The organism is Luteimonas salinisoli, from assembly GCF_013425525.1.
Classification (GTDB): domain Bacteria; phylum Pseudomonadota; class Gammaproteobacteria; order Xanthomonadales; family Xanthomonadaceae; genus Luteimonas; species Luteimonas salinisoli.
Genome location: NZ_JACCKA010000073.1, coordinates 20592 through 38808 on the forward strand (window position 1 = coordinate 20592; position 18217 = coordinate 38808).

16 protein-coding genes are annotated in these 18217 nt (G+C 71.7%); 8 read left to right on the plus strand and 8 right to left on the minus strand.

The genetic code is table 11. The annotated features are described in order from the left end of the window. Positions 1 to 46: 46 nt before the first annotated feature. The 3 genes from H0E84_RS12400 to H0E84_RS12410 are packed head-to-tail and all read left to right on the plus strand — an operon-like array spanning position 47 to position 3158. Entirely contained in the window at positions 47 to 1180 is a 1134-nt protein-coding gene (locus H0E84_RS12400; RefSeq protein ID WP_180678965.1) for a type 1 glutamine amidotransferase domain-containing protein, read from the plus strand. An 11-nt stretch (positions 1181 to 1191) separates the two neighbouring features. Beyond that, a complete protein-coding gene (locus H0E84_RS12405; protein ID WP_219339738.1) occupies positions 1192 to 1866 on the plus strand; it encodes a response regulator transcription factor in 675 nt (224 codons plus the stop codon). After that, positions 1863 to 3158, plus strand: coding sequence for a sensor histidine kinase (locus tag H0E84_RS12410; RefSeq protein WP_180678967.1), 1296 nt, complete (start codon positions 1863 to 1865; stop codon positions 3156 to 3158). The genes H0E84_RS12405 and H0E84_RS12410 overlap by 4 nt, the downstream gene beginning before the upstream one ends. 101 nt (positions 3159 to 3259) lie before the next feature. On the opposite strand, the gene H0E84_RS12415 is transcribed toward H0E84_RS12410, so the two are convergent. Further along, a complete protein-coding gene (locus tag H0E84_RS12415; RefSeq protein WP_180678968.1) occupies positions 3260 to 4117 on the minus strand; it encodes a CPBP family intramembrane glutamic endopeptidase in 858 nt (285 codons plus the stop codon). Between the two features lie 59 nt (positions 4118 to 4176). Beyond that, entirely contained in the window at positions 4177 to 5304 is a 1128-nt protein-coding gene (locus H0E84_RS12420; RefSeq protein ID WP_345776317.1) for an AraC family transcriptional regulator, read from the minus strand. 255 nt (positions 5305 to 5559) lie between these two features. Here H0E84_RS12420 and treA point away from each other — a divergent pair, with 255 nt between their 5' ends. After that, positions 5560 to 7287, plus strand: coding sequence for an alpha,alpha-trehalase TreA (gene treA / locus H0E84_RS12425; RefSeq protein ID WP_180678970.1), 1728 nt, complete (start codon positions 5560 to 5562; stop codon positions 7285 to 7287). A 15-nt stretch (positions 7288 to 7302) separates the two neighbouring features. Here the strand turns inward: treA and H0E84_RS12430 are convergent, their stop codons facing one another. The 3 genes from H0E84_RS12430 to H0E84_RS12440 form a co-directional block, all read right to left on the minus strand. Beyond that, on the minus strand, positions 7303 to 7689 hold the full coding sequence (locus H0E84_RS12430) for a hypothetical protein (RefSeq protein ID WP_180678971.1): 387 nt from the start codon (positions 7687 to 7689) through the stop codon (positions 7303 to 7305). A 320-nt stretch (positions 7690 to 8009) separates the two neighbouring features. Then, a complete protein-coding gene (locus H0E84_RS12435; protein ID WP_180678972.1) occupies positions 8010 to 8879 on the minus strand; it encodes a hypothetical protein in 870 nt (289 codons plus the stop codon). Between the two features lie 111 nt (positions 8880 to 8990). Further along, positions 8991 to 10265 (minus strand): hypothetical protein, encoded by a 1275-nt coding sequence (locus H0E84_RS12440; protein WP_180678973.1) that lies wholly within the window; start codon positions 10263 to 10265, stop codon positions 8991 to 8993. 224 nt (positions 10266 to 10489) lie between these two features. Between H0E84_RS12440 and H0E84_RS12445 the strand changes: the two genes are divergently transcribed. Continuing rightward, a complete protein-coding gene (locus H0E84_RS12445; protein ID WP_345776315.1) occupies positions 10490 to 10666 on the plus strand; it encodes a helix-turn-helix domain-containing protein in 177 nt (58 codons plus the stop codon). Between the two features lie 229 nt (positions 10667 to 10895). On the opposite strand, the gene H0E84_RS12450 is transcribed toward H0E84_RS12445, so the two are convergent. The 3 genes from H0E84_RS12450 to H0E84_RS12460 form a co-directional block, all read right to left on the minus strand. Further along, positions 10896 to 11156: an XAC0095 family protein gene (locus tag H0E84_RS12450; RefSeq protein WP_180678975.1), complete on the minus strand. Its 261-nt coding sequence runs from the start codon at positions 11154 to 11156 to the stop codon at positions 10896 to 10898. Positions 11157 to 11289: 133 nt separating this feature from the next. Continuing rightward, on the minus strand, positions 11290 to 11505 hold the full coding sequence (locus H0E84_RS12455; RefSeq protein ID WP_180678976.1) for a ribbon-helix-helix domain-containing protein: 216 nt from the start codon (positions 11503 to 11505) through the stop codon (positions 11290 to 11292). A 129-nt stretch (positions 11506 to 11634) separates the two neighbouring features. Next, on the minus strand, positions 11635 to 12516 hold the full coding sequence (locus H0E84_RS12460; protein ID WP_180678977.1) for an AraC family transcriptional regulator: 882 nt from the start codon (positions 12514 to 12516) through the stop codon (positions 11635 to 11637). 285 nt (positions 12517 to 12801) lie between these two features. Here H0E84_RS12460 and H0E84_RS12465 point away from each other — a divergent pair, with 285 nt between their 5' ends. From H0E84_RS12465 to H0E84_RS12475, 3 genes are all read left to right on the plus strand, one after another. Next, on the plus strand, positions 12802 to 13683 hold the full coding sequence (locus tag H0E84_RS12465) for an SDR family oxidoreductase (protein ID WP_180678978.1): 882 nt from the start codon (positions 12802 to 12804) through the stop codon (positions 13681 to 13683). A 119-nt stretch (positions 13684 to 13802) separates the two neighbouring features. Then, positions 13803 to 14915 (plus strand): efflux RND transporter periplasmic adaptor subunit, encoded by a 1113-nt coding sequence (locus H0E84_RS12470; protein WP_180678979.1) that lies wholly within the window; start codon positions 13803 to 13805, stop codon positions 14913 to 14915. A 3-nt stretch (positions 14916 to 14918) separates the two neighbouring features. Beyond that, complete coding sequence (locus tag H0E84_RS12475; RefSeq protein WP_180678980.1) at positions 14919 to 18077, plus strand: efflux RND transporter permease subunit; 3159 nt, start codon at positions 14919 to 14921, stop codon at positions 18075 to 18077. The last annotated feature ends 140 nt before the right edge of the window (positions 18078 to 18217 follow it).

Below are 18217 nucleotides of genomic sequence, written 5' to 3' on the forward strand. Positions count from 1 at the left end.
ACATCGCGTGCGCAGACTCGGCGCCGGTCTTTCACTGGAGTCTCCGATGCCGTTCGCCCGATTCGCATCACCGTTCGTCCTGGTCGCCATGCTGATCCTGGCCGCGCTCCCGCCCGTCAACGCCACTGCCGACGGCAGGGTCCTCATCGTCGTCAGCGGGGAAGGCCGCGACCAGGGCAGGAGCCGCCCCGGTTTCGAGATGGAGGAGCTCTCGCAGGCCTGGGCGATCTTCCGCGACAACGGCCTGGAGGCGGACATCGCCAGTCCCCGCGGCGGCGCCGTCGAAGCCGACCGGTTCGACCCCGCCGAGGCCTTCAACGCGCGCTTCCTGGCCGATGCGACGGCCCAGGCGAGGCTGGCCGACACCCTTCCGACGGCCGCCGCGCGCGCGGAAGACTACGCCGCGATCTACATCGTCGGCGGCAAGGGGGCGATGTTCGACCTGCCGCGCGACCCGTCGCTCGCCATGCTGGTGGCCGCGATCCACGACCGTGGCGGCGTCGTCGCGGCGGTCTGCCATGGCCCGGCGGCGCTGATCGACGTGCGCCTGGCGGATGGCAGCCCGCTGGTTGCCGGCCGCGCGCTCACCGGCTTCACCAACGAGGAGGAAGCGGTGTTCGGCAAGCGCTGGGCCGCGGAGTTCCCGTTCCTGCTCGAGGACGCCATGCGCGAGCGCGGCGCCCGCTGGCAGGAAGCGCCGTTGATGATGCCGAAGCTGGTCGTCGACGGCCGCCTGATCACCGGGCAGAACCCCTACTCCACCATCGCGGTGGCCGAGGCGATCGTCGGCGCCACCGGCCGCGTCCCGGTAGCGCGCACGCCATCGCGCGACGAACGCAGCATGGCGCTGGTGGAACGCCTGCTGGCAGGCGATGGCGAGGCCGCCCGCACGGCACTGGCGGCCGACCCCGCCGGCCACCACGTCGAGCTGATCGCGCTGCTGGGGTTCTACCAGTTGCAGTCGGCGCAGGACCAGGCCGCGGTCCGCGATGCGCTGACGGTGATGGAGCTGGCCGTCCCGCACTTCAGCGACCCGCGCCTGATGGTCGGCATCGCCGAGGGGCACTGGCGGCTCGGGCGCGCCGGGCAGGCGCGGGAGCTGCTGCGCGGGGTGCTCTCGGACGATCCGGCGATGACCGAAGCCAGCGAACTGCTGGCGCGCATCGACGGCGAGCGATGACCCGGGAACCGCTGCGGATCCTGGTGATCGAGGACAGCCACGGGCTGCGCGCTTCGATCGGCGCGCTGCTCGAGGCCCACGGCCATCGTGCCGACTTCGCCGCCGATGGCCGTGGCGGCCTGGAACTGGCCCTGGCCGATCCGCCGGACGTGCTGGTGCTCGACCTCGGGCTGCCGGGACTGGACGGCCTGCGCGTGTGCGCGGCGCTGCGCGAACGCGCCGACCGCCACGTGCCGGTACTGATGCTGACCGCGCGCGATGCGCTCGACGACCGCCTGCGCGGGTTCGAGGCCGGCGCCGACGACTACCTGGTCAAGCCGTTCGCGGGCGAGGAACTGCTGGCGCGCTGCCTGGCGCTGTCGCGCCGGCATCGGGCCGGCGAGCCGCATCTGCTGCGCGTGGGTCCGCTCGCCATCGACCGCCGCAGCGCCACCGCCCATCGCGACGGGCGACCGCTGGAGCTGCAGCAGACGCCCTACCGGATTCTGCTCGCACTGGCCGAGGCCTGGCCGCGCACACTGACGCGCTCGGAACTGGTGCAGCGGCTGTGGGGCGACGAGGTGCCGCCGTCCGACCCCCTGCGCTCGCATCTGTACCTGCTGCGCCAGGCGCTCGACCGGCCCTTCGACACGCCGATGCTCAAGACGGTCCACGGCGTCGGCTTCAAGCTGGATGCAGACGCATGAGCGCGCCGCGCCGCGGCCTGCACCGGCGGGTGATGCTCATGCTCACCGGCTTCACTCTCGGCGTGGCGGCGCTGTTCGGCGCCTACGCGATCACGTTCATGTACGCGGTCGAGGACCGTTTCTTCGAGGCGCAACTGGAGGACGAAGCCGCCTGGCAGCTGCGCCAGCGCGCCGCGACCGGCGCCTGGGCCGTCCCGCGCAGCGCGCACGTCCGGCTGCACGAGGACGCGGCCGAGCTGCCGGACGAGGTGCGGACGGTGCTGGAGCGCGAACCGCGGCGAGTCGAGTTCCCGGGACGCGACGGCCGCCACTACCATCTGCACGCGCTCGACGACCGCAGCGGCGCGCGCGCCTGGCTGGTGGCCGAGGTGAGCGGCCAGCTGGTGGTGCGACCGATGCGCGGACGGATCCTGCAGCTGCTGGGCTGGAGCGCTGCGGCCGTCGTGCTGCTCGCGCTGCTGGCCGGCCATCGCCTGGCGCGCCGCACCACCGCGCCGCTGTCGCGGCTGGCCGCGGCGGTCGCGGACATGCGCCCCGACCGTCTGCCCGAGGCGGTCCCGGGCGGCTTCGGCGACGAAGAGACCGCCGTGCTGGCGCGCGGCCTCGACGACCTGGTGGGCCGCATCCGCGAGTTCATCGCCCGCGAACAGGAGTTCACCCGCGACGCCAGCCACGAGCTGCGCACGCCGCTGGCGGTGATCCGCAGCGCCGGCGAGCGCCTGGCGCGCGAGCCCGGCCTCGGCGACGCCGCCCGGACCCAGCTCGACCACATCCGGCAGTCGGCCGCACAGCTCGAGCAGACCGTGGACATGCTGCTGGCGCTCGCGCGGGAGGGCGACGCGCAGCCCGCCGCACCCGCCCCGCCGGCGCGCGTGCTGCCGGTGCTGGAACGGGTGGTGGTGGAGCAGGCGCCGCTGCTCGAGGACAAGGCGGTCTCCGTGGACGTGCAGGTGGCGCCGGACGCGTCGATGCCGGTGCCGCAAGCGGTACTGCACGTGCTGCTCTCGAACCTGGTCGGCAATGCCTTCGCACATACCGCGGCCGGCGAGGTGGGCATCGCCATGGACGCCGGCACCCTGCGCATCTTCAACACCGGCCATGCGATCGAACCGGCCTTGCGCGACTCGCTGTACCAGCCCTTCGCGCGGCGCGAGGGCAGTGCGGGCTTCGGCCTCGGCCTGGCCATTGCTCGGCGGCTGTGCGCGCGCCATGGACTGGAGCTGCACGTCGACGGCGACGCCCGGGGAATCACCACGACCCTGGCGGCGGCCGGCACGCCGCCGCCCCCGTAGGGGCGCGCCACGCGCGCTAAAGCCGGCGCCGTCGGGCGCGCCCGGAATCGCCGCCCGTCCCGCCGGAGACCCCCGCGGGCTTCTCGGCCAATGGGCCGCTTCTACGAGGGAGGATGGACGGCGCTTCGACCGGCGCGAATCGGGCGGTCCGCTCCGCGCCAGAACCAGGCGCGACCTCGGATGGCGAGACCGCCGCGGCGGCGCGCGACCGCCACGGTGACGGCCACCGACAGCACGACCACGCCCAGCCGCAGCAGCGTCGCAGCCAGCGGCCCGAGGGCGTTGTCGGCGACCGCGAACAGTTCCCAGTACAGGTTCATCAGCACATGGAAGGCCACCGGCACCCACAGGTCGTAGCCCCATTCGACGTACAGCCAGGCGAACCACAGCGCGCCGAACGCGGTGAGCGCGAAGATCGCCGCCGCTTCGCCCAGCCCGTGTCCCTGCGAGAAGTGCGCCGCGCCGAAGAACGCCGCCCCTGCCAGCGCCGCCGGCAGGAATCCCCAGCCGGCGAAACGGAACAGGAACCCGAACAGGAACGCCCGGTACAGCACCTCCTCGCCGATCCCCGGCACCAGCGCGGCGCGCATCGCCGCCAGCAGCGGCCGCTCGGGCGGCGCGAACTCCGCGATCGCCATGAAACCCAGCGGCAGCACCGCGGTGCAGGCCAGCGCCAGCGCCAGCGCCGGCAGGGGCGAACGGTCCAGGCCCAGCGCGGCGAACGCGCGCCGCGGCCCGGCCAGCAGCGCGGCCAGCCCCAGCGGCACCAGCAACTGGGCGCCGTAGCCCAGCACCGCCAGCGCGCCCAGGCGCGGCCAGCCCTGCCAGTCTCCCGCTGCCTGGCGGAACAGGTCCAGATGGAAGGTGTCCAGCCACAGGAACGCGGCGAGGACGAGCAGCGCCACGCGCCATGGCAGCACGACGCGGACGGCGGATAGCGGTGCAGGCGATGCGCTCATGCCCGGCATTCTGCAGGCGTCTCGTCCCATCGGCCTCTCAAAAGCCGTGGAATCGCTGCTCAGAACCCGGGGTCGAGGCGCGATGCGCCGGCCGCACCGGCGCCGTCCCGCACCGCCTCCCTGCCCGCACCGCCCACGCGCGCCAGCGCGGCGGCGCGGTATGCGCTCGGCGAGACGCCCTCGGCCAGCTTGAACGCGCGGTTGAACGAGGCCAGCGAGGCGAACCCGGCATCGAAGGCGATCGCCACCATCTTCTCGCCGGCGCGCGACGGATCGGCCAGCGCCTGGCGCGCGTCGGCCACGCGCCAGGCGTTGAGAAAGCTGCGGAAATGGCGCGCGCCCAGCCGATGGTTGACCAGCCGCCGCACCTCGGCCTCGGGTGCGCCCATCCGCGCGGCGAACGCCGCGAAGGTGAGTTGCGGATCGCGATGGATGCGCTCGATTTCCATCAGCTGCGTCAGCCGCGCCAGCAGGCCGCCGTCCGAGGCGTCCCCGCCGTCGAGGGACGGCGGCTCCCGTGCCGTCTCCGCGGCCGGCTCCGGCACTGCCGGGCCACGGAAAGCCAGTACGCCGGCATCGCCGCGCAGCAGCCGCCGCGCCAACTGCACGGCCAGCAGCAGGATCGCGGCGTTCTGCGTCAGCGTGAACCAGTGCGGCTTCCAGTCGAAGCCGAGCACCACGTCCACGCCCAGATCGACCAGCAACAGCAGGGCGAACGCCGCCGACAGCCGCATCCGCGCGCGCCGGCGCGACTCGACCAGGTCGCCGTCCAGGTCGCGCCACAGGCGAAAGCCGACGTGCGCGACCATCGCGATGCCCATCGTCACCAGAACCCAGGTCGACCCGTTCCCCACCTGGCCGGGGAGCAGCAGGCCGCGGTCGAGCAGCGCGACCAGAACCCACGCGGCCCCGCCGCCGGACTCGAGCGGCCCGAAGCGGAAATCGTCGTCGAACACGGCCAGGCAGAACCACCATAGCGGCACCGCCGCCGTACCGCTGAGCACGCTGGCCGCCATGGCGGCGGGGCCGGAGAGCTTCAGCGCGGCATCGGGCGTATTGCCGGCCAGAAACCCGCACAGCCCCAGCGCCAGCGGCAGGAACATCCAGGCGATTCTCTCGCGCCCGGCATCGCGCACCAGCACTATCGCCACGGTGAGCAGCAGCGTGGCCGCGGCCACGCGGAGCACGACGTCCAATTCCTGCACCGGATCCCCCGCATCGCCCGCCGAAACAGCGGCATGCCGACACGTTAGCATCGCGCCGCCGGTCGTTCCCGGGGCCCGACCCGTCGCACCAGCGGATCGCCGACAGCACCGCCGCAGCGCGGCGCCGCGTTGACCGCGATCACACTCGACGGCCCCGCCTGCTCCATCCGCCGCCGCCGTGACGCCAACTGCGGTACAACCGCAGGTCCGCCCGCGCCGCCAGAAGGAGACCGGCCGATGCAACCTCGCCCCCAAGCGCGCAGGAAACCGCGTGCGCACCTGGCCCACCGCGCAGCATGGCTGCTGCCGCTGGTGCTTCTGGCCACCGCCTGCACGCCGCGGGCGCGGCCCGCGCCGCCGCCGGCCGCAATCGAGACGGCCACTGCCGGACAAGGCGCAGCCGCAGCGCAGCGCAATCCCCGGGCGAAGCCGCTGCCCCCGGATGCCGCCTATCCGGAACTGTTCGCCGCGGTGCAATCGGCATGGCTGTTCGAGGACCAGAAGCTGTTCGCCGACGCGGTGCCGCGGCGCGCGCCGGCGGCGATCGAGGCCGACTACCTCGCACGGCGCGCGGAGCCGGGCTTCGACCTCGCGCGCTTCGTCGCCACCCACTTCATCCTGCCGCAGCCCGTCGAGGCCACCGCGGTGGAACGGCACGACACCCTGCGCGCGCACATCGATGCGCTGTGGCCGCTGCTCACCCGCCGCAGCGCGCAACCGGACGCGCACGACAGCCTGCTGCCGCTGCCGCAGCCGTACGTGGTGCCGGGCGGACGCTTCCGCGAGGTGTACTACTGGGATTCGTACTTCACCATGCTGGGGCTGGTGGAGAGCGGCGAGCGCGCGCTGTCGCGGCAGATGCTCGACAACTTCGCGCATCTCATCGATGCGTGGGGTCACGTGCCCAACGGCAACCGCAGCTACTACCTCAGCCGCTCGCAGCCACCGTTCTTTTCGCACATGGTGGCGCTGGAGGCGCGCGACGATCCCGCGGTGCTGGTGCGCTACCTGCCGCAACTGCGGCGCGAGCACGCCTTCTGGATGGACGGCGCCGGCGAGCTCGCCCCCGGCCAGGCCGCACGGCGCGCGGTGCGCCTGCGCGACGGTAGCCTGCTCAACCGCTACTGGGACGACCGCGAGGTCCCGCGCCCCGAGTCCTTCATGCAGGACCGCGAGACCGCGGCCGAGTCCGAGCGGCCCGCCGCCGAGGTCTACCGCGATTTGCGCGCCGGCGCCGAGAGCGGCTGGGACTATTCCAGCCGCTGGCTGGACGACGGCATGCGCCTGCATACCATCCGCACCACCGCGATCGTTCCGGTGGATCTCAACAGCCTGCTGCACCACCTCGAGACCACCATCTCCACCGGCTGCGCGCGCGCCGGGGACGATGCCTGCGAACGCGACTACCGCGAACGGGCCGAGCGGCGCGCGGCGGCCATGGCCGTGCACTTGTGGCACCCGGACGGGTACTACACCGACTACGACCACGTGCGCGGCCGACCCCGCGACGCCCTCACCGCTGCCGCGCTGTTTCCGCTGCATGCCGCCATCGCCTCGCCGGCGCGCGCACGCAGCACAGCGGCTGCGATGCGTAGCCACCTGCTGCAGCCGGGCGGCCTGGTCACCACCGCCGTCGACACCGGCCAGCAGTGGGACGCGCCGAACGTGTGGGCGCCGCTGCAGTGGATCGCCGTGGACGGCCTGCACCGCTACGGCGAGGAAGCACTGGCCCGCGACATCGCCCGCCGCTTCCTGCTCAACGTGCAGACCGTTTTCGACCGCGAGCGCAAGCTGGTGGAAAAGTACGACGCCGATGGCGCGCTGCAGGGCGGCGGCGGTGGCGAATATCCCCTGCAGGACGGGTTCGGCTGGACCAACGGGGTGGTGCTGAAGCTGTTCGCGCAGTATCCCGATCTGGAGCAGACGGTCCCGTCTGAGGTCGCCCCAACCGGATCGCGGCGCTGATCGGCGGCCCCGGCGCTACTCGCGTGGCGACACCCGATAGGCGCAGTCCGCGGTGGCGTACGCGGTCCTGCAGGAGAACGACGCACCCGCCTGCCAGGTTCCACTGATCCGGGCACCGGCGTTGCGCAGGCTGCGTTCGAACCTGGCGGCCGCTGCCGCGTCGTCGAAACCGTAGTGCAGTTCCTCGCCATAGCTGGGGTAGGCCTTGCCCAGGCCGCCATCCGCGCGGGTTTGGACGTAGGTCCACTCCGACTCGTCGTATTCAACGATGGCACAGTCGTCCTCCGCACTGCACAGCCAGAGTTCGAGTCGTGGTGGGGGCCCCTGCCAAGCAATCGTCGTCTGGCGACCGCCCCACAGCGAAAAGCCGTGTCTTGCCGCAGCCTTCTGCGCAAGCAGCATCGCCGCCAACGCCGGATCGATGTCGACAGGGCAGTCATCGCTGTAAAGGCAGTCCCTGGCCGAACCCCGGAACCTGCGATAGGCACTGCTCCTTTGTGCGTCCAGAGACCGTAGTAGGAGGGTAGCCGATCATCCGCAGCCGGCGTCGCGAGCGCATGATTCGGGTCCGCATGGAGTCGCCAGGGAGGATCGCTACATACCCGCGCCGACGCTTCTCGCCGGCGGGCGCGCAAGTGTGGAAGGTCGGAGGCTCGAAGCCGCCGCGGGAATTGCTGGCACGCCTACCGCGCAGCGCTGACACGCTTGTCAGCGGCAAGGAGTCACCGCAGGGGCGGCGTCCGGTAGACGCAGCTCGCGGTAGCATGCGCCGTCTCGCACGACAGCTCGGACCCGGCCTGCCAGGCACCCTCGACCTGTGCGCCCGCGTTGCGCAGGCTGCGCTCGAACCTGGAGGCCGCCGCCGCGTCGTCGAAGCCGTAGCCCGCACGCTCCCCGTAGCTGGGATAGCGCTGGCCCCGGCCACCCTCGGAGCGCGTCTCCGTATAGGTCCATCCAGGTTCTCGATACTTGACCACCGCACAATCCCGGTTGTCGCTGCACAGGCGGGCCTCGATCCGTGGCGCCGGACCCTCCCAGGCCACCGCGCTCCAGGGTCCGCGGAACAGCGAGAATCCGTGCGTCAGCGCCCGCTCTTCCGCACTCAGCATCGCCGCGAACGCCGGAGCGATGGCATTGGCGCATGGCTCGTCCTCAAAACACCGCCCCACAGCGTCGTTGAACCGGCCGTAGGCACTGTCGTGCTCGCCACGGATCGCGACTGCGACCGGATCGTGCGTCCCGCCGATCGCGGCCACGGGGGCCTCGAACACCTGCGACCCGGCGAACGCGCCGGGCCGGCTGGCGTGCGCATCCAGCATGTGGCCGAACATTTGCGCGATACCATCCTGCGAGGCGACGGGCGTGGCGATCCACTGCTGGCCGGCACGATCGTAGTCCACCCAATACCGCGCCAGGGCCTTTTGCCCCAGGCTGAAAACGTAGAAGGATCCGCCGGCCGTCTGCCCGATCGCGATGGCGAGTTCCTCCCGTTGCCCGGGGGTACATTCCTCGCATTGGAGGATGCGCGGCACCGACTGGGCCAGGGCCGCGGGCGCTGCAGCCATGACTCCGAGCAGAATCAGCAGAGACATCGTTCGCATCGTACTTCCCTCACTGGTGGGTGCGCGGCCGCGGCCGCCGATCTCCTCGATTCGTCCGGGCCTTCGCCAAGGCCCGGACGAGAACCTGCCGCAGCCGAACCGCTATTGCGGCACGACGAGGTATTCGCAACGGGTGGTGACGCCGGTGGAAGTGCACGCCAGCACCGATCTCAGGTTCCAGTTGCCGATGACGGCAGCACCTGCCTCTGTCAGGCCGCGCTCGATAATCCCGGCCTCGCCGGAGTTGGCGAAGTCATATTCGGCGTATTCCGGGTTCTTCGGGTATTTCATCCCCGTGCCCCCCTCAGCGCGGGTCTCCACGAACACCCATTCGCCGTTCTTGTACTTGACGATGGCGCAGTCGTTGTTCTGGTTGCACAGCCGCAGCGTGACCGTTGGCGGCGTACTCTGCCAGGAGAACCCTCCCCCGATGATACGGAACAGGGACCAGGTGAACGATTTGGCCTTGTTCTCAGCGAGGTTCAATTGTGCGAGGGCCGGGCTGATCCCGCGGACGCAGGCAGTCACTGCCATGCAGCTCTGCAGATTGTCCATGAAGCGCCCGTACGCACCATCATTCGGGCCCCTGATCGAGATTCCCACCGGATCATGGGTACCGCCGATGTCGCCGATATTGCCGCGGAACACCTGCTGCCCAACGAAGACGTTCGGCTTGAGTTCGTAGGCATTCAGCATATGCGCGAACATGTCCACCACGCCATCCTGGACCTCCGTGGACGAAGCGGACCAGCGCCGGACGTCAGGTTCGTACTGTACCCAGAAGCCCAGCATCAGCTGCTTCTTCAGGCTGAACACGTAGTAGGTTCCGCTCAAGCCTGCTCCCTGTCCCTGAGACAGCGCGCGGCTTCGCATCTGAGGCACCGTGCAGTCCTCGCATTGGATCACTCTTGCCGTCGCCTGTGCCGGCGTTGGCGATGCCCATGCCGCCAGGCCGAACATCAACATCAAAATGAAGATACGCATAGTCCTTGTCCTCAGTTGTTTTGCGGGATTCATTCCCGGTTCCATGCAAGACCACCGCAACGGCAGACGCCCACGGCGGACGCCGGGGGCGTCGCGCCCCGGTGCGGTGTCGTCGATGGGCCGCAGCTGCGGCGGACGGAGCCGCGGGGCCGGACGGCCTGCGGCGGTGTTGCCCCGGCGGGCGGTCGAGGCGGCCTTGCGGCCAGGCTTGCGATGCCCGATCGAGGCGCCGGCGAGGGTCTTGTCCGTTGACCACGCGGGTTGGACGGCCACGATGGCCCCGCGCCCGGCAAAACTGTTGCGCCACGGCGGCTGCGTCAGCGGGCGCGGCCGGCGCACGGCGCCGGTAGCCTCCGGGCGCCGCGTTGGAAATCCGTTCCGGCTGTCAGCCACGATGGCCTGCCTCCCTGTCCGTGGAGTCCCCGTCCGCGCACCCTGGCGCGGACATCCCATGCAGCCCGCGGGCCAGCCCGGGGCCATTTCCTCATGAGATGTATATACGGTAGATCGATAATCTGTAGATTGTCAAGCAGTGGCGTCCGAGTCTGGGCGCCATGCCCAAGCCGTCGCCAGCGCCGCCGCCTCCGGGTCCCGCCCGGCGCCGGATCGCAGCCAACGTGAAGCGCCATCGCGCCGAGCGCGGCCTCAGCCAGGAGAAGCTGGCCGAGCTGGCATCGTTCCATCGCACCTACGTCTCCCAGCTGGAGCGGTGCGTCACCAACATCACCATCGACGGCCTGGAGCGCCTTGCCGTGGCGCTGGACGTCGACGTCACGGATCTGCTCAGGCCCTGAGCGCCCCGGCGTCCGTCCGGGCGGAAGGGCCCTTCATCGCTCGCCGGAAAGCGGTTGCCCCGGACCTGGTCCGAGAAGGCCCCGGATGTCCGCGGGTCGGCGCCCGCGCGGGGAGCGGCAACATGGATGCCCGCCGCCGCGCACCGGGAACCATCGCTCGTTCTGCCCGGCGACCGCGCGGGAGCGGCGGTGCGGGCGACCGAGCCGCGCGCAGCGGACACTCCGGGGCTCAGGTCTTCGGCGGTTCCGGCCAGCGGGCTTCCGCCAGGCTGTGATCGAGGCGCTCGGCCAGCTCCTGGAAGCAATGCGCCAATGCCGCGGGCTTGAGCGGCAGTTCGGCGCCGGGCAGGTCGTCCTGCGTGGAGCGCGGCGCGGCCAAGCGCGCCAGCAGGTGCAGGCGGTCGCGGGTCTGCGCGAGCGCCAGGTGCGCCTCCTCGGGGAGCTGGTAGCAGCCCGAGGCTGCGTCGGGGCGAGCGGTTCCTTTGCTCATGCTGTCTTCCTCTGCGTATCGGGAGCGTCGCCACGCCGATGCGTCGCGGGCACCTGCGGCGCGGTGCCGTCCCGGGGTGCCGGTCCGGCCTCGTGCAGCGGATCGCTGCGAGCGCCCGACAGGCCGGGTGCCGTCATGGTCCTGGCTTGTCCACCGCCGACAGCAGCGGCCACTGCTCCTTGATGTACTGCTCGGTCGCCTCGCGGACGACCCAGGCCACGGACACCTTCTTGCCCCTGGCGATCTGCTCGACCGTCGCGTAGATCTCCTGCGGAAAGCTGATGGACGCCCGGGTGGTCCTGGGTTCCGGCGCGGCCTTGTCCGGCCCCTCGCTGCGCTTTGCTGGCATGACGCCTCCGAATCGGCTGCCCGACGTGCACCATCTTACACCACTGTGGTGCAGTCGCAAGCGTCCTCCCTGGGTGGGGCGGCGGCGTGCGGCCAGGCGATTCTCCGGCGGCGGGCTTCTGGCGGCGCGTCAGTACGCCGCCGCGGCGGCGTCGCGGCGGGGCGGGGCGCCGAACATGCGGCCGTACTCGCGGGTGAATTGCGGGACGCTGGCGTAGCCGACCTCGGCCGCGGCCCTGCTGGCGGTGCAGCCCATGGCCAGCATCAGCCGGCGCGCCTCGATCAGGCGCAGCTGCTTCTGGAACTGCAGCGGCGACAGCGACGTGGTGGCCTTGAAATGACGGCGGAACGCCGAGGGGCTCATGTTGGCGACGTCCGAAAGCCGCTCCACCGGGAGTGGTTGCCGGAACTCCTGGCGGATGAGCTCGATGGCGGTCGCGATCCGCCGGGCGCCCCCGCCCGGCAGCGACAGCCGGCGCAGCTCGGGCCCGTGGCGGCTGGCGAGCAGCCAGTAGTGCAGCTCCTGCAGGATCGCGGGACGCACGACCGAATCGGCGGCGGGATGGTCGAGCAGGCGGACCAGCCGCGAGGCGCAGCTGACCATCGTGTCGTCCAGGTCGTCGGCGAACACGCGCGCGATCCCCGCCTGCCCCGGCGGCGGGCCGGCAGCGGTGCGCAACGCCAGGTCGTGCAGGATCGCCATGTCGAGCTCGATCGCGACGGCGAGATACGGCGCGTCGCGGCGGGCCTCGACGATGTAGCCGATCACCGGCGCGTCGACGCCGACGATGGCGGTCTGCCCCGCCCGGAACAGCCGCCGCTCGCCGCCGACCGTCATCTGCTTGGCACCCTGCAGGATCAGGCACACCAGTGGCCGGTACAGCGACCTCATGGGGCCACGCGGCGCACGGGCGCACATCATCCGCAACCCCGGGACGGGCGTGCGCACGATGCCGTCGGCGTCCGCGTGCGCATCGGCGTGGCGGAACACGGCCTGCTTGAGCGCTTCCATATCGGGCCTCCTGTCGCCGCGCAGTCTAAGCGCCGAGCCGCACGCCTCGGGCGAAACCGGTCGGTTCGGGCAAGGTTGCGGTCGGAATGGACAAGTCCGCGCGCGCCGGCTCGCGTCTACTGAAGGTCCCCGGCCGCCAAGCCCCGCCTGGAACCGACCGGCGACGCCAACCTCGCCACCGGAGCCGGAGCCGGAGCCGGAGCCGGCATCAGCCTGCCGCGCGGTATGCGGCACCGGGCGGATATCCACCTTCGATCCCTTTGCGCCGACACCAGAGGCCCCGCCATGTCCAGCAACCAGGACCACCATCCCCCACGCCTCGCGCGCCGCGATCTGCTCGTGGCCGCGGCCTCCATCGTGCCCGCAGTCGTCGCCGGCGGCGCGCTCGCCCAGTCCGCCGGTACCGGGGCGGCGCCGCTCGCCGTCGACCGCCACGCCGACGGCAAGGCGGCGCTGGTGACCGGATCCTCGCGCGGCATCGGCGCCGCCATCGCCAGGCGCCTGGCGCGCGACGGCTTCCGCGTCACCGTCAACTACGTGCGCAGCCAGGCTCGGGCCGAAGAGGTCGTGCGCGAGATCGAGACCGGCGGCGGGCAGGCGATCGCCGTGCAGGCGGACGTGAGCGATGCCGACGCCGTGCGGCGCCTGTTCGACGTCGGCGAGGCGGCCTTCGGCGGCGTCGACGTGGTGGTCGCCAACGCCGGGGTCATGCGCCTGGCCCCGTTCGGCGAGATGGCCGACGGCGATTTCCAGCACATGATCGGCGTCAACATGCAGGGTAGCTTCAACACCCTGCGCGAGGCCGCGCGCCGCGTGCGCGACGGCGGCCGCATCGTCACTCTCTCGTCCAGCATCACCCGGCTGCGCACCGCCACCTACGGCCCGTACGCGGCCACCAAGGCCGCGCAGGACATTTACGCCAGCGTGCTGGCCAAGGAACTGGCGGGACGGATGATCTCGGTGAACGCGGTGGCGCCCGGCGTGGTGGACACTCCGCTGTTCACCGACGGCAAGACGCCGCAGCAGATCGAGGGCTTCGTGCAGCGCACCCCGCACCGGCGGCTGGGCGAGCCGGAGGACATCGCCAATGTCGTTTCGGCGCTGTGCGGCCCCGACGGCGACTGGATCAACGGCGAGGTGGTGTACGCCAACGGCGGCATCGTCTAGGCGGTGCCCGGCATTCCCATCGCGCGCATGGAGGTGATTCCCGGTGCATCCACCGGCGTCGGCTTTCGCGCGCGGCGCGCCATGCTAGTTTCACCGCAATGGGACGACGACCGGACGACATGATCGCCAGGACCCGATTCTTCTTCCCCGCCCTGCTGCTGCTCGCCGCCTGTGGAGCACCGGAGGAGGACGGCGGCGATGCCGAAGCGGTGCGGGTCGCCGTGGCCGTGGCGGAGGAGGCGACGTTCGGCGAGCGCTTCTCCCTGACCGGCACGCTGACGGCCGAACGCCATGCGCAGCTGTCGCCGCGCGTCGACGGCCTGGTGGCGCGCGTGCACGTGGACGCCGGCGACCGCGTCGAGGCCGGCCAGGTGCTGGTCGAGCTCGATCCCGCCGTGGGCCGGCAGGCGCTCGCGCGCGTGCGCGCGCAGATGGCGGAAGCGGAAGCCGCGGTGCGCGAATCCGAGCGCCTGTTCGCCGAGGCGCGGCGCCTGGGCGAAGACCAGTACATCGCCGCCAGCCAGATCGAGGCGCGCGAGTCGGAACTGCGCCTGGCGCAGGCCGCACTGGAGTCGGCCCACGCCAGCGCGCGCGAGCAGGCCGAGCTGGTCGAGCGCCACGCGCTGCCGGCGCCGTTCGACGGCGTGGTGGCCGAAAAGCTCACCGAGGCCGGCGAATGGGTGCAGCGCGGCACGCCGGTGCTGTCGCTGGTCGCCACCGACCGCGTGCGCCTGGACCTGCGCGTGCCGCAGGAGCGCTTCGCGCAGCTCGACGACGACGCCCAGGTCCGCGCCTACGCCGACGCGCTCGGCGACACGCCGCTGCCGGCTCGGATCGGCGCGCGCGTACCGGTCACCGATCCGGGCGCGCGCACCTTCCTGCTGCGCCTGCTGATCCACGATCCCGAAGCGCGCCTGGTGCCGGGCACCTCCGCACGCGCCGAGATCGACCTGCCGGCGCAGGAGCAGGCGCTCGCGGTCAGCCGCGACGCGCTGCTGCGCCAGCCCGACGGCGGCTACAGCCTGTTCGTCCTCGAGGAAGCCGTGGTCCAGGAGGCTGCCGTCGAGAACGACGAAGCCCGCCCGGTGGCGCGCCGGCGTAGCGTGCGGGTGCTGCACGAGCGCGACGACCTGGTCGCGGTCGCGGGCGACCTGCAGCCCGGCCAGCGCGTGGTGGTGCGCGGCAACGAGGCGCTGACGGACGGCCAGCCGGTGGACGTGGCCGAGCCCTGACCGGTGGGATTCGACCGCATCCTCCGCCACGGCACCCTGATCGCGGTCGCGGTGCTGATCCTCTGCGTGTTGGGCATCGCCGCCGCGCTGCGGGTGCCGGTGCAGATGATCCCCGACCTGGAGGTGCGCACCATCGGCGTCGACACGCGCTGGCCCGGCGCCACGCCGCAGGACGTCGAGAAGGAGATCCTGATCGAGCAGGAGCAGTACCTGCGCACCCTGCCCGACCTGCGCCGCATGGTCTCCACCGCCGGCACCGGACGCGCCAGCATCGAGCTCGAGTTCCCGTTCGGCGTCGACGTCAACGAGGCGCTGATCCGCACCAACAACGCGCTCAGCCAGGTCTCCGACTACCCGGAGAACGTCGACGAACCGGCACTGACCACCAGCTCGTTCTCCGAAAACGCGTTCATGTACTTCCGGATCGGCGCACGCGAGGACAGCACGCTGGATCTCGACCTGGACATGATGCGCGACTACGTCGAGGACCAGGTGCGCCCGCGGCTGGAACGCGTGGCCGGCGTGTCGCTGGTGCAGGTGGGCGGCGCCGCCGAGCGCCAGGTCCGCATCGAGGTGGACCCGGACCGCCTGGCCGAACGCGGCCTGGGCATGCGCGACGTGCGCGATGCGCTGCGGGCGCGCAACGTCGACAGCTCCGGCGGCGACCTCGACAGCGGCAAGCGGCGCTTCCTGGTGCGCACGGTGGGCCGCTTCCGCGAAGCCGGCGACATCGGCGGCCTGATCGTCGCCGAACGCGACGGCGCGCTGGTGCGGCTGTCCGACCTGGCGGAGATCCGCCTCGACCATTTCGAGCGCCGCGACCTGTCGTTCAACAACGGCAAGCCGGCGCTCAGCCTGTCGCTGCGACGCGAACCGGGTTCCAACGTCGTCCAGATCAAGTACGCGGTGCTGCCCGAGGTCGAGGCGATCAACGAAGAGCTGCTGGCGCCGCTCGGACTGGAGATGACTCTCACCAGCGACGATGTACGCTACGTCGAAGACTCGATCGCCAACGTCTGGCGCAATCTCATCCTCGGCGCGCTGCTCGCCACGCTGGTCATGTTCGCCTTCCTGCGCTCGGCGCGCTCGACGCTGACCGGCGTGGTCGCGATCCCGATCTGCACCATCGCCGCCTTCGTCGGGCTGCTGCTGGCCGGACGCACGCTCAACGTGATCTCGATGGCCGGGGTGGCGTTCGCGATCGGCATGACGGTGGACAACACCATCGTGGTGCTGGAAAGCATCGACCAGGCGCGGCGACGTGGACTGCGGCGGCTCGAGGCGGCGGTGGCGGGCGTGAGCCGGGTGTGGCCGGCCGTGCTGGCCTCCACCCTGACCACGGTGCTGGTGTTCGCGCCGATCCTGTTCGTGCAGGAAGAAGCCGGGCAACTGTACTCGGACGTCGCGATCGCCATTTCCGCCTCGATCCTCGCCTCGATGGCCGTGGCGGTGACGGTGGTGCCCGCCCTGAGCGCGCGTCTGGCGCCCGCGTACGACAGCCGGCAGCACGCGCCCGGCGAGGAACTCTTCGGTCGCATCGGCGAGCGCATCGGCTGGCTCGGCCGGGGACCGCGGCGCCGGGCGCTGGTGCTGGGCGGCACGGTCGCGGCCGCAGTGCTCGCACTGGTCTTGCTCACGCCGCCGGCCGAATACCTGCCCGAAGGCGAGGAGCCGAAGACGTTCTCGCGCATGATCGCGCCGCCCGGCTACAACCTCACCGAGATGGAATCGATCGCGCGCGAGCTGACGCAGGGCCTGCTGCCGCACCTGGACGACCCACCCGAGCGCTTCGCCGACGGCGACACCGACATGCCGGCGCTGGACTACTTCAACCTCTCGGTAGACCCGCAGGGGCTGCGGATCATCGCCGAGCCGAAGGCGCCGGGCGACATCGACGCGCTGATGGACGCACTGGACGCGCGCTTCCTCGCCTGGCCCGGCATGCGCGCGTTCTCCTCGCGCGGCTCGATCATCTCCAGCAACGACGGCGGGACCCGCAGCATCAACCTCGACATCTCCGGTGCGGATCTCGCCGAGATCTACCGGGTGGCCGAACGCGCCTTCGCGCGGGCCGAGGCGCTGTTCGACGGCGCCCGCATCGGCTCCGACCCCTCCACGCTCAGCCTCGACCAGCCGCTGCTGGAACTGCAGCCGCGCTGGGAGCGCCTGGCCGAGGTGGGACTGGACGCGGATGGGTTCGGCTATTCGGTGGCGGCGCTCAGCGACGGTGCGTTCGCCGACGAGATGATCCTGGACGACCGCAAAGTCGACATCTTCCTGTTCAGCAGCGCCGGCAGCGAGCAGCGCCTGGACCGCCTGCGCGACCTGCCGGTCGCCACGCCCTCCGGCGCGGTGCTGCCGGTCTCGGCGCTGGCCGAACTGCGCGAGTCCGCCGGCACCGACAGCATCCGCCGGCTCGACGGCCGCCGCACCGTGACCCTCAACATCATCCCGCCGCGGTCGGTCGCGCTGGAGACCGGCGTGGCGCGCGTGCGCGAGGAACTGATCGCGGCGATGCGCAGCGACGGCGAGATCCCGGCGGACGTCTCGATCGACATCTCCGGCGCCAGCGACCAGCTCGACGCCACCCGCGAGGCGGTGGCCGGCAACTTCGCCATCGCACTGCTGCTGTCGTACCTGCTGCTGGTGGCGATCTTCCGCCACTGGGGCCGGCCGCTGTTCGTGATGGCGACGGTGCCGCTGGGCATCGCCGGCGGCATCGTCGGGCTGGCGCTGCTCAACGGGCTGGGCGCGTTGCTCGGCGCGCTCGGCCTGGGGCGGATCGAGCAGTCCTTCGACATGATCACCCTGCTGGGTTTCCTGGTGCTGCTCGGCACCGTGGTCAACAACCCGATCCTGATCGTGCTCGAGACCTACAAGCGGCTCGAGGAAGGCGCGGCATCGACCGTGGCGGCCGTGAACGACGCCGTGCGCACCCGGCTGCGGCCGATCCTGATGTCCACCTGCACCACCATCTTCGGCCTCTCGCCGCTGGTGCTGATCCCGGGCGCCGGCACCGAGCTGTACCGCGGCCTCGGCGCGATCGTGCTGTTCGGCATCGCCACCTCCGCGGTGGTCACGCTCACCTTCCTGCCCTGCCTGCTGGTCGCGGTGCTCGCGCTGCGCGAGCGTGCCGCCGGGCTGCTGCGCGGCCGCGCCTGAGACCCGCCCTGGGCTGGACAACGTGCTCCGGCAGGCCGGGCGGCCACTCCCGGTGCACCCGATGGCGTCGGCCTTCGCGCGCATGGCGCGCTCTTACATCAGCCGCGTCGCCCGCCGACCGCGAGCGGCCGATGCGCGTA

Coding starts and splice junctions, on each gene's coding strand:
- H0E84_RS12400 (WP_180678965.1), top strand. CDS start 47: ATGCCGTTCGCCCGATTCGCATCACCGTTCGTCCTGGTCGCCATGCTG.
- H0E84_RS12460 (WP_180678977.1), bottom strand. CDS start 12,516: ATGGAAGCGCTCAAGCAGGCCGTGTTCCGCCACGCCGATGCGCACGCG.
- H0E84_RS12465 (WP_180678978.1), top strand. CDS start 12,802: ATGTCCAGCAACCAGGACCACCATCCCCCACGCCTCGCGCGCCGCGAT.
- H0E84_RS12435 (WP_180678972.1), bottom strand. CDS start 8,879: ATGTCTCTGCTGATTCTGCTCGGAGTCATGGCTGCAGCGCCCGCGGCC.
- H0E84_RS12430 (WP_180678971.1), bottom strand. CDS start 7,689: ATGCTGCTTGCGCAGAAGGCTGCGGCAAGACACGGCTTTTCGCTGTGG.
- H0E84_RS12455 (WP_180678976.1), bottom strand. CDS start 11,505: ATGCCAGCAAAGCGCAGCGAGGGGCCGGACAAGGCCGCGCCGGAACCC.
- H0E84_RS12415 (WP_180678968.1), bottom strand. CDS start 4,117: ATGAGCGCATCGCCTGCACCGCTATCCGCCGTCCGCGTCGTGCTGCCA.
- H0E84_RS12470 (WP_180678979.1), top strand. CDS start 13,803: ATGATCGCCAGGACCCGATTCTTCTTCCCCGCCCTGCTGCTGCTCGCC.
- H0E84_RS12450 (WP_180678975.1), bottom strand. CDS start 11,156: ATGAGCAAAGGAACCGCTCGCCCCGACGCAGCCTCGGGCTGCTACCAG.
- treA (WP_180678970.1), top strand. CDS start 5,560: ATGCAACCTCGCCCCCAAGCGCGCAGGAAACCGCGTGCGCACCTGGCC.
- H0E84_RS12410 (WP_180678967.1), top strand. CDS start 1,863: ATGAGCGCGCCGCGCCGCGGCCTGCACCGGCGGGTGATGCTCATGCTC.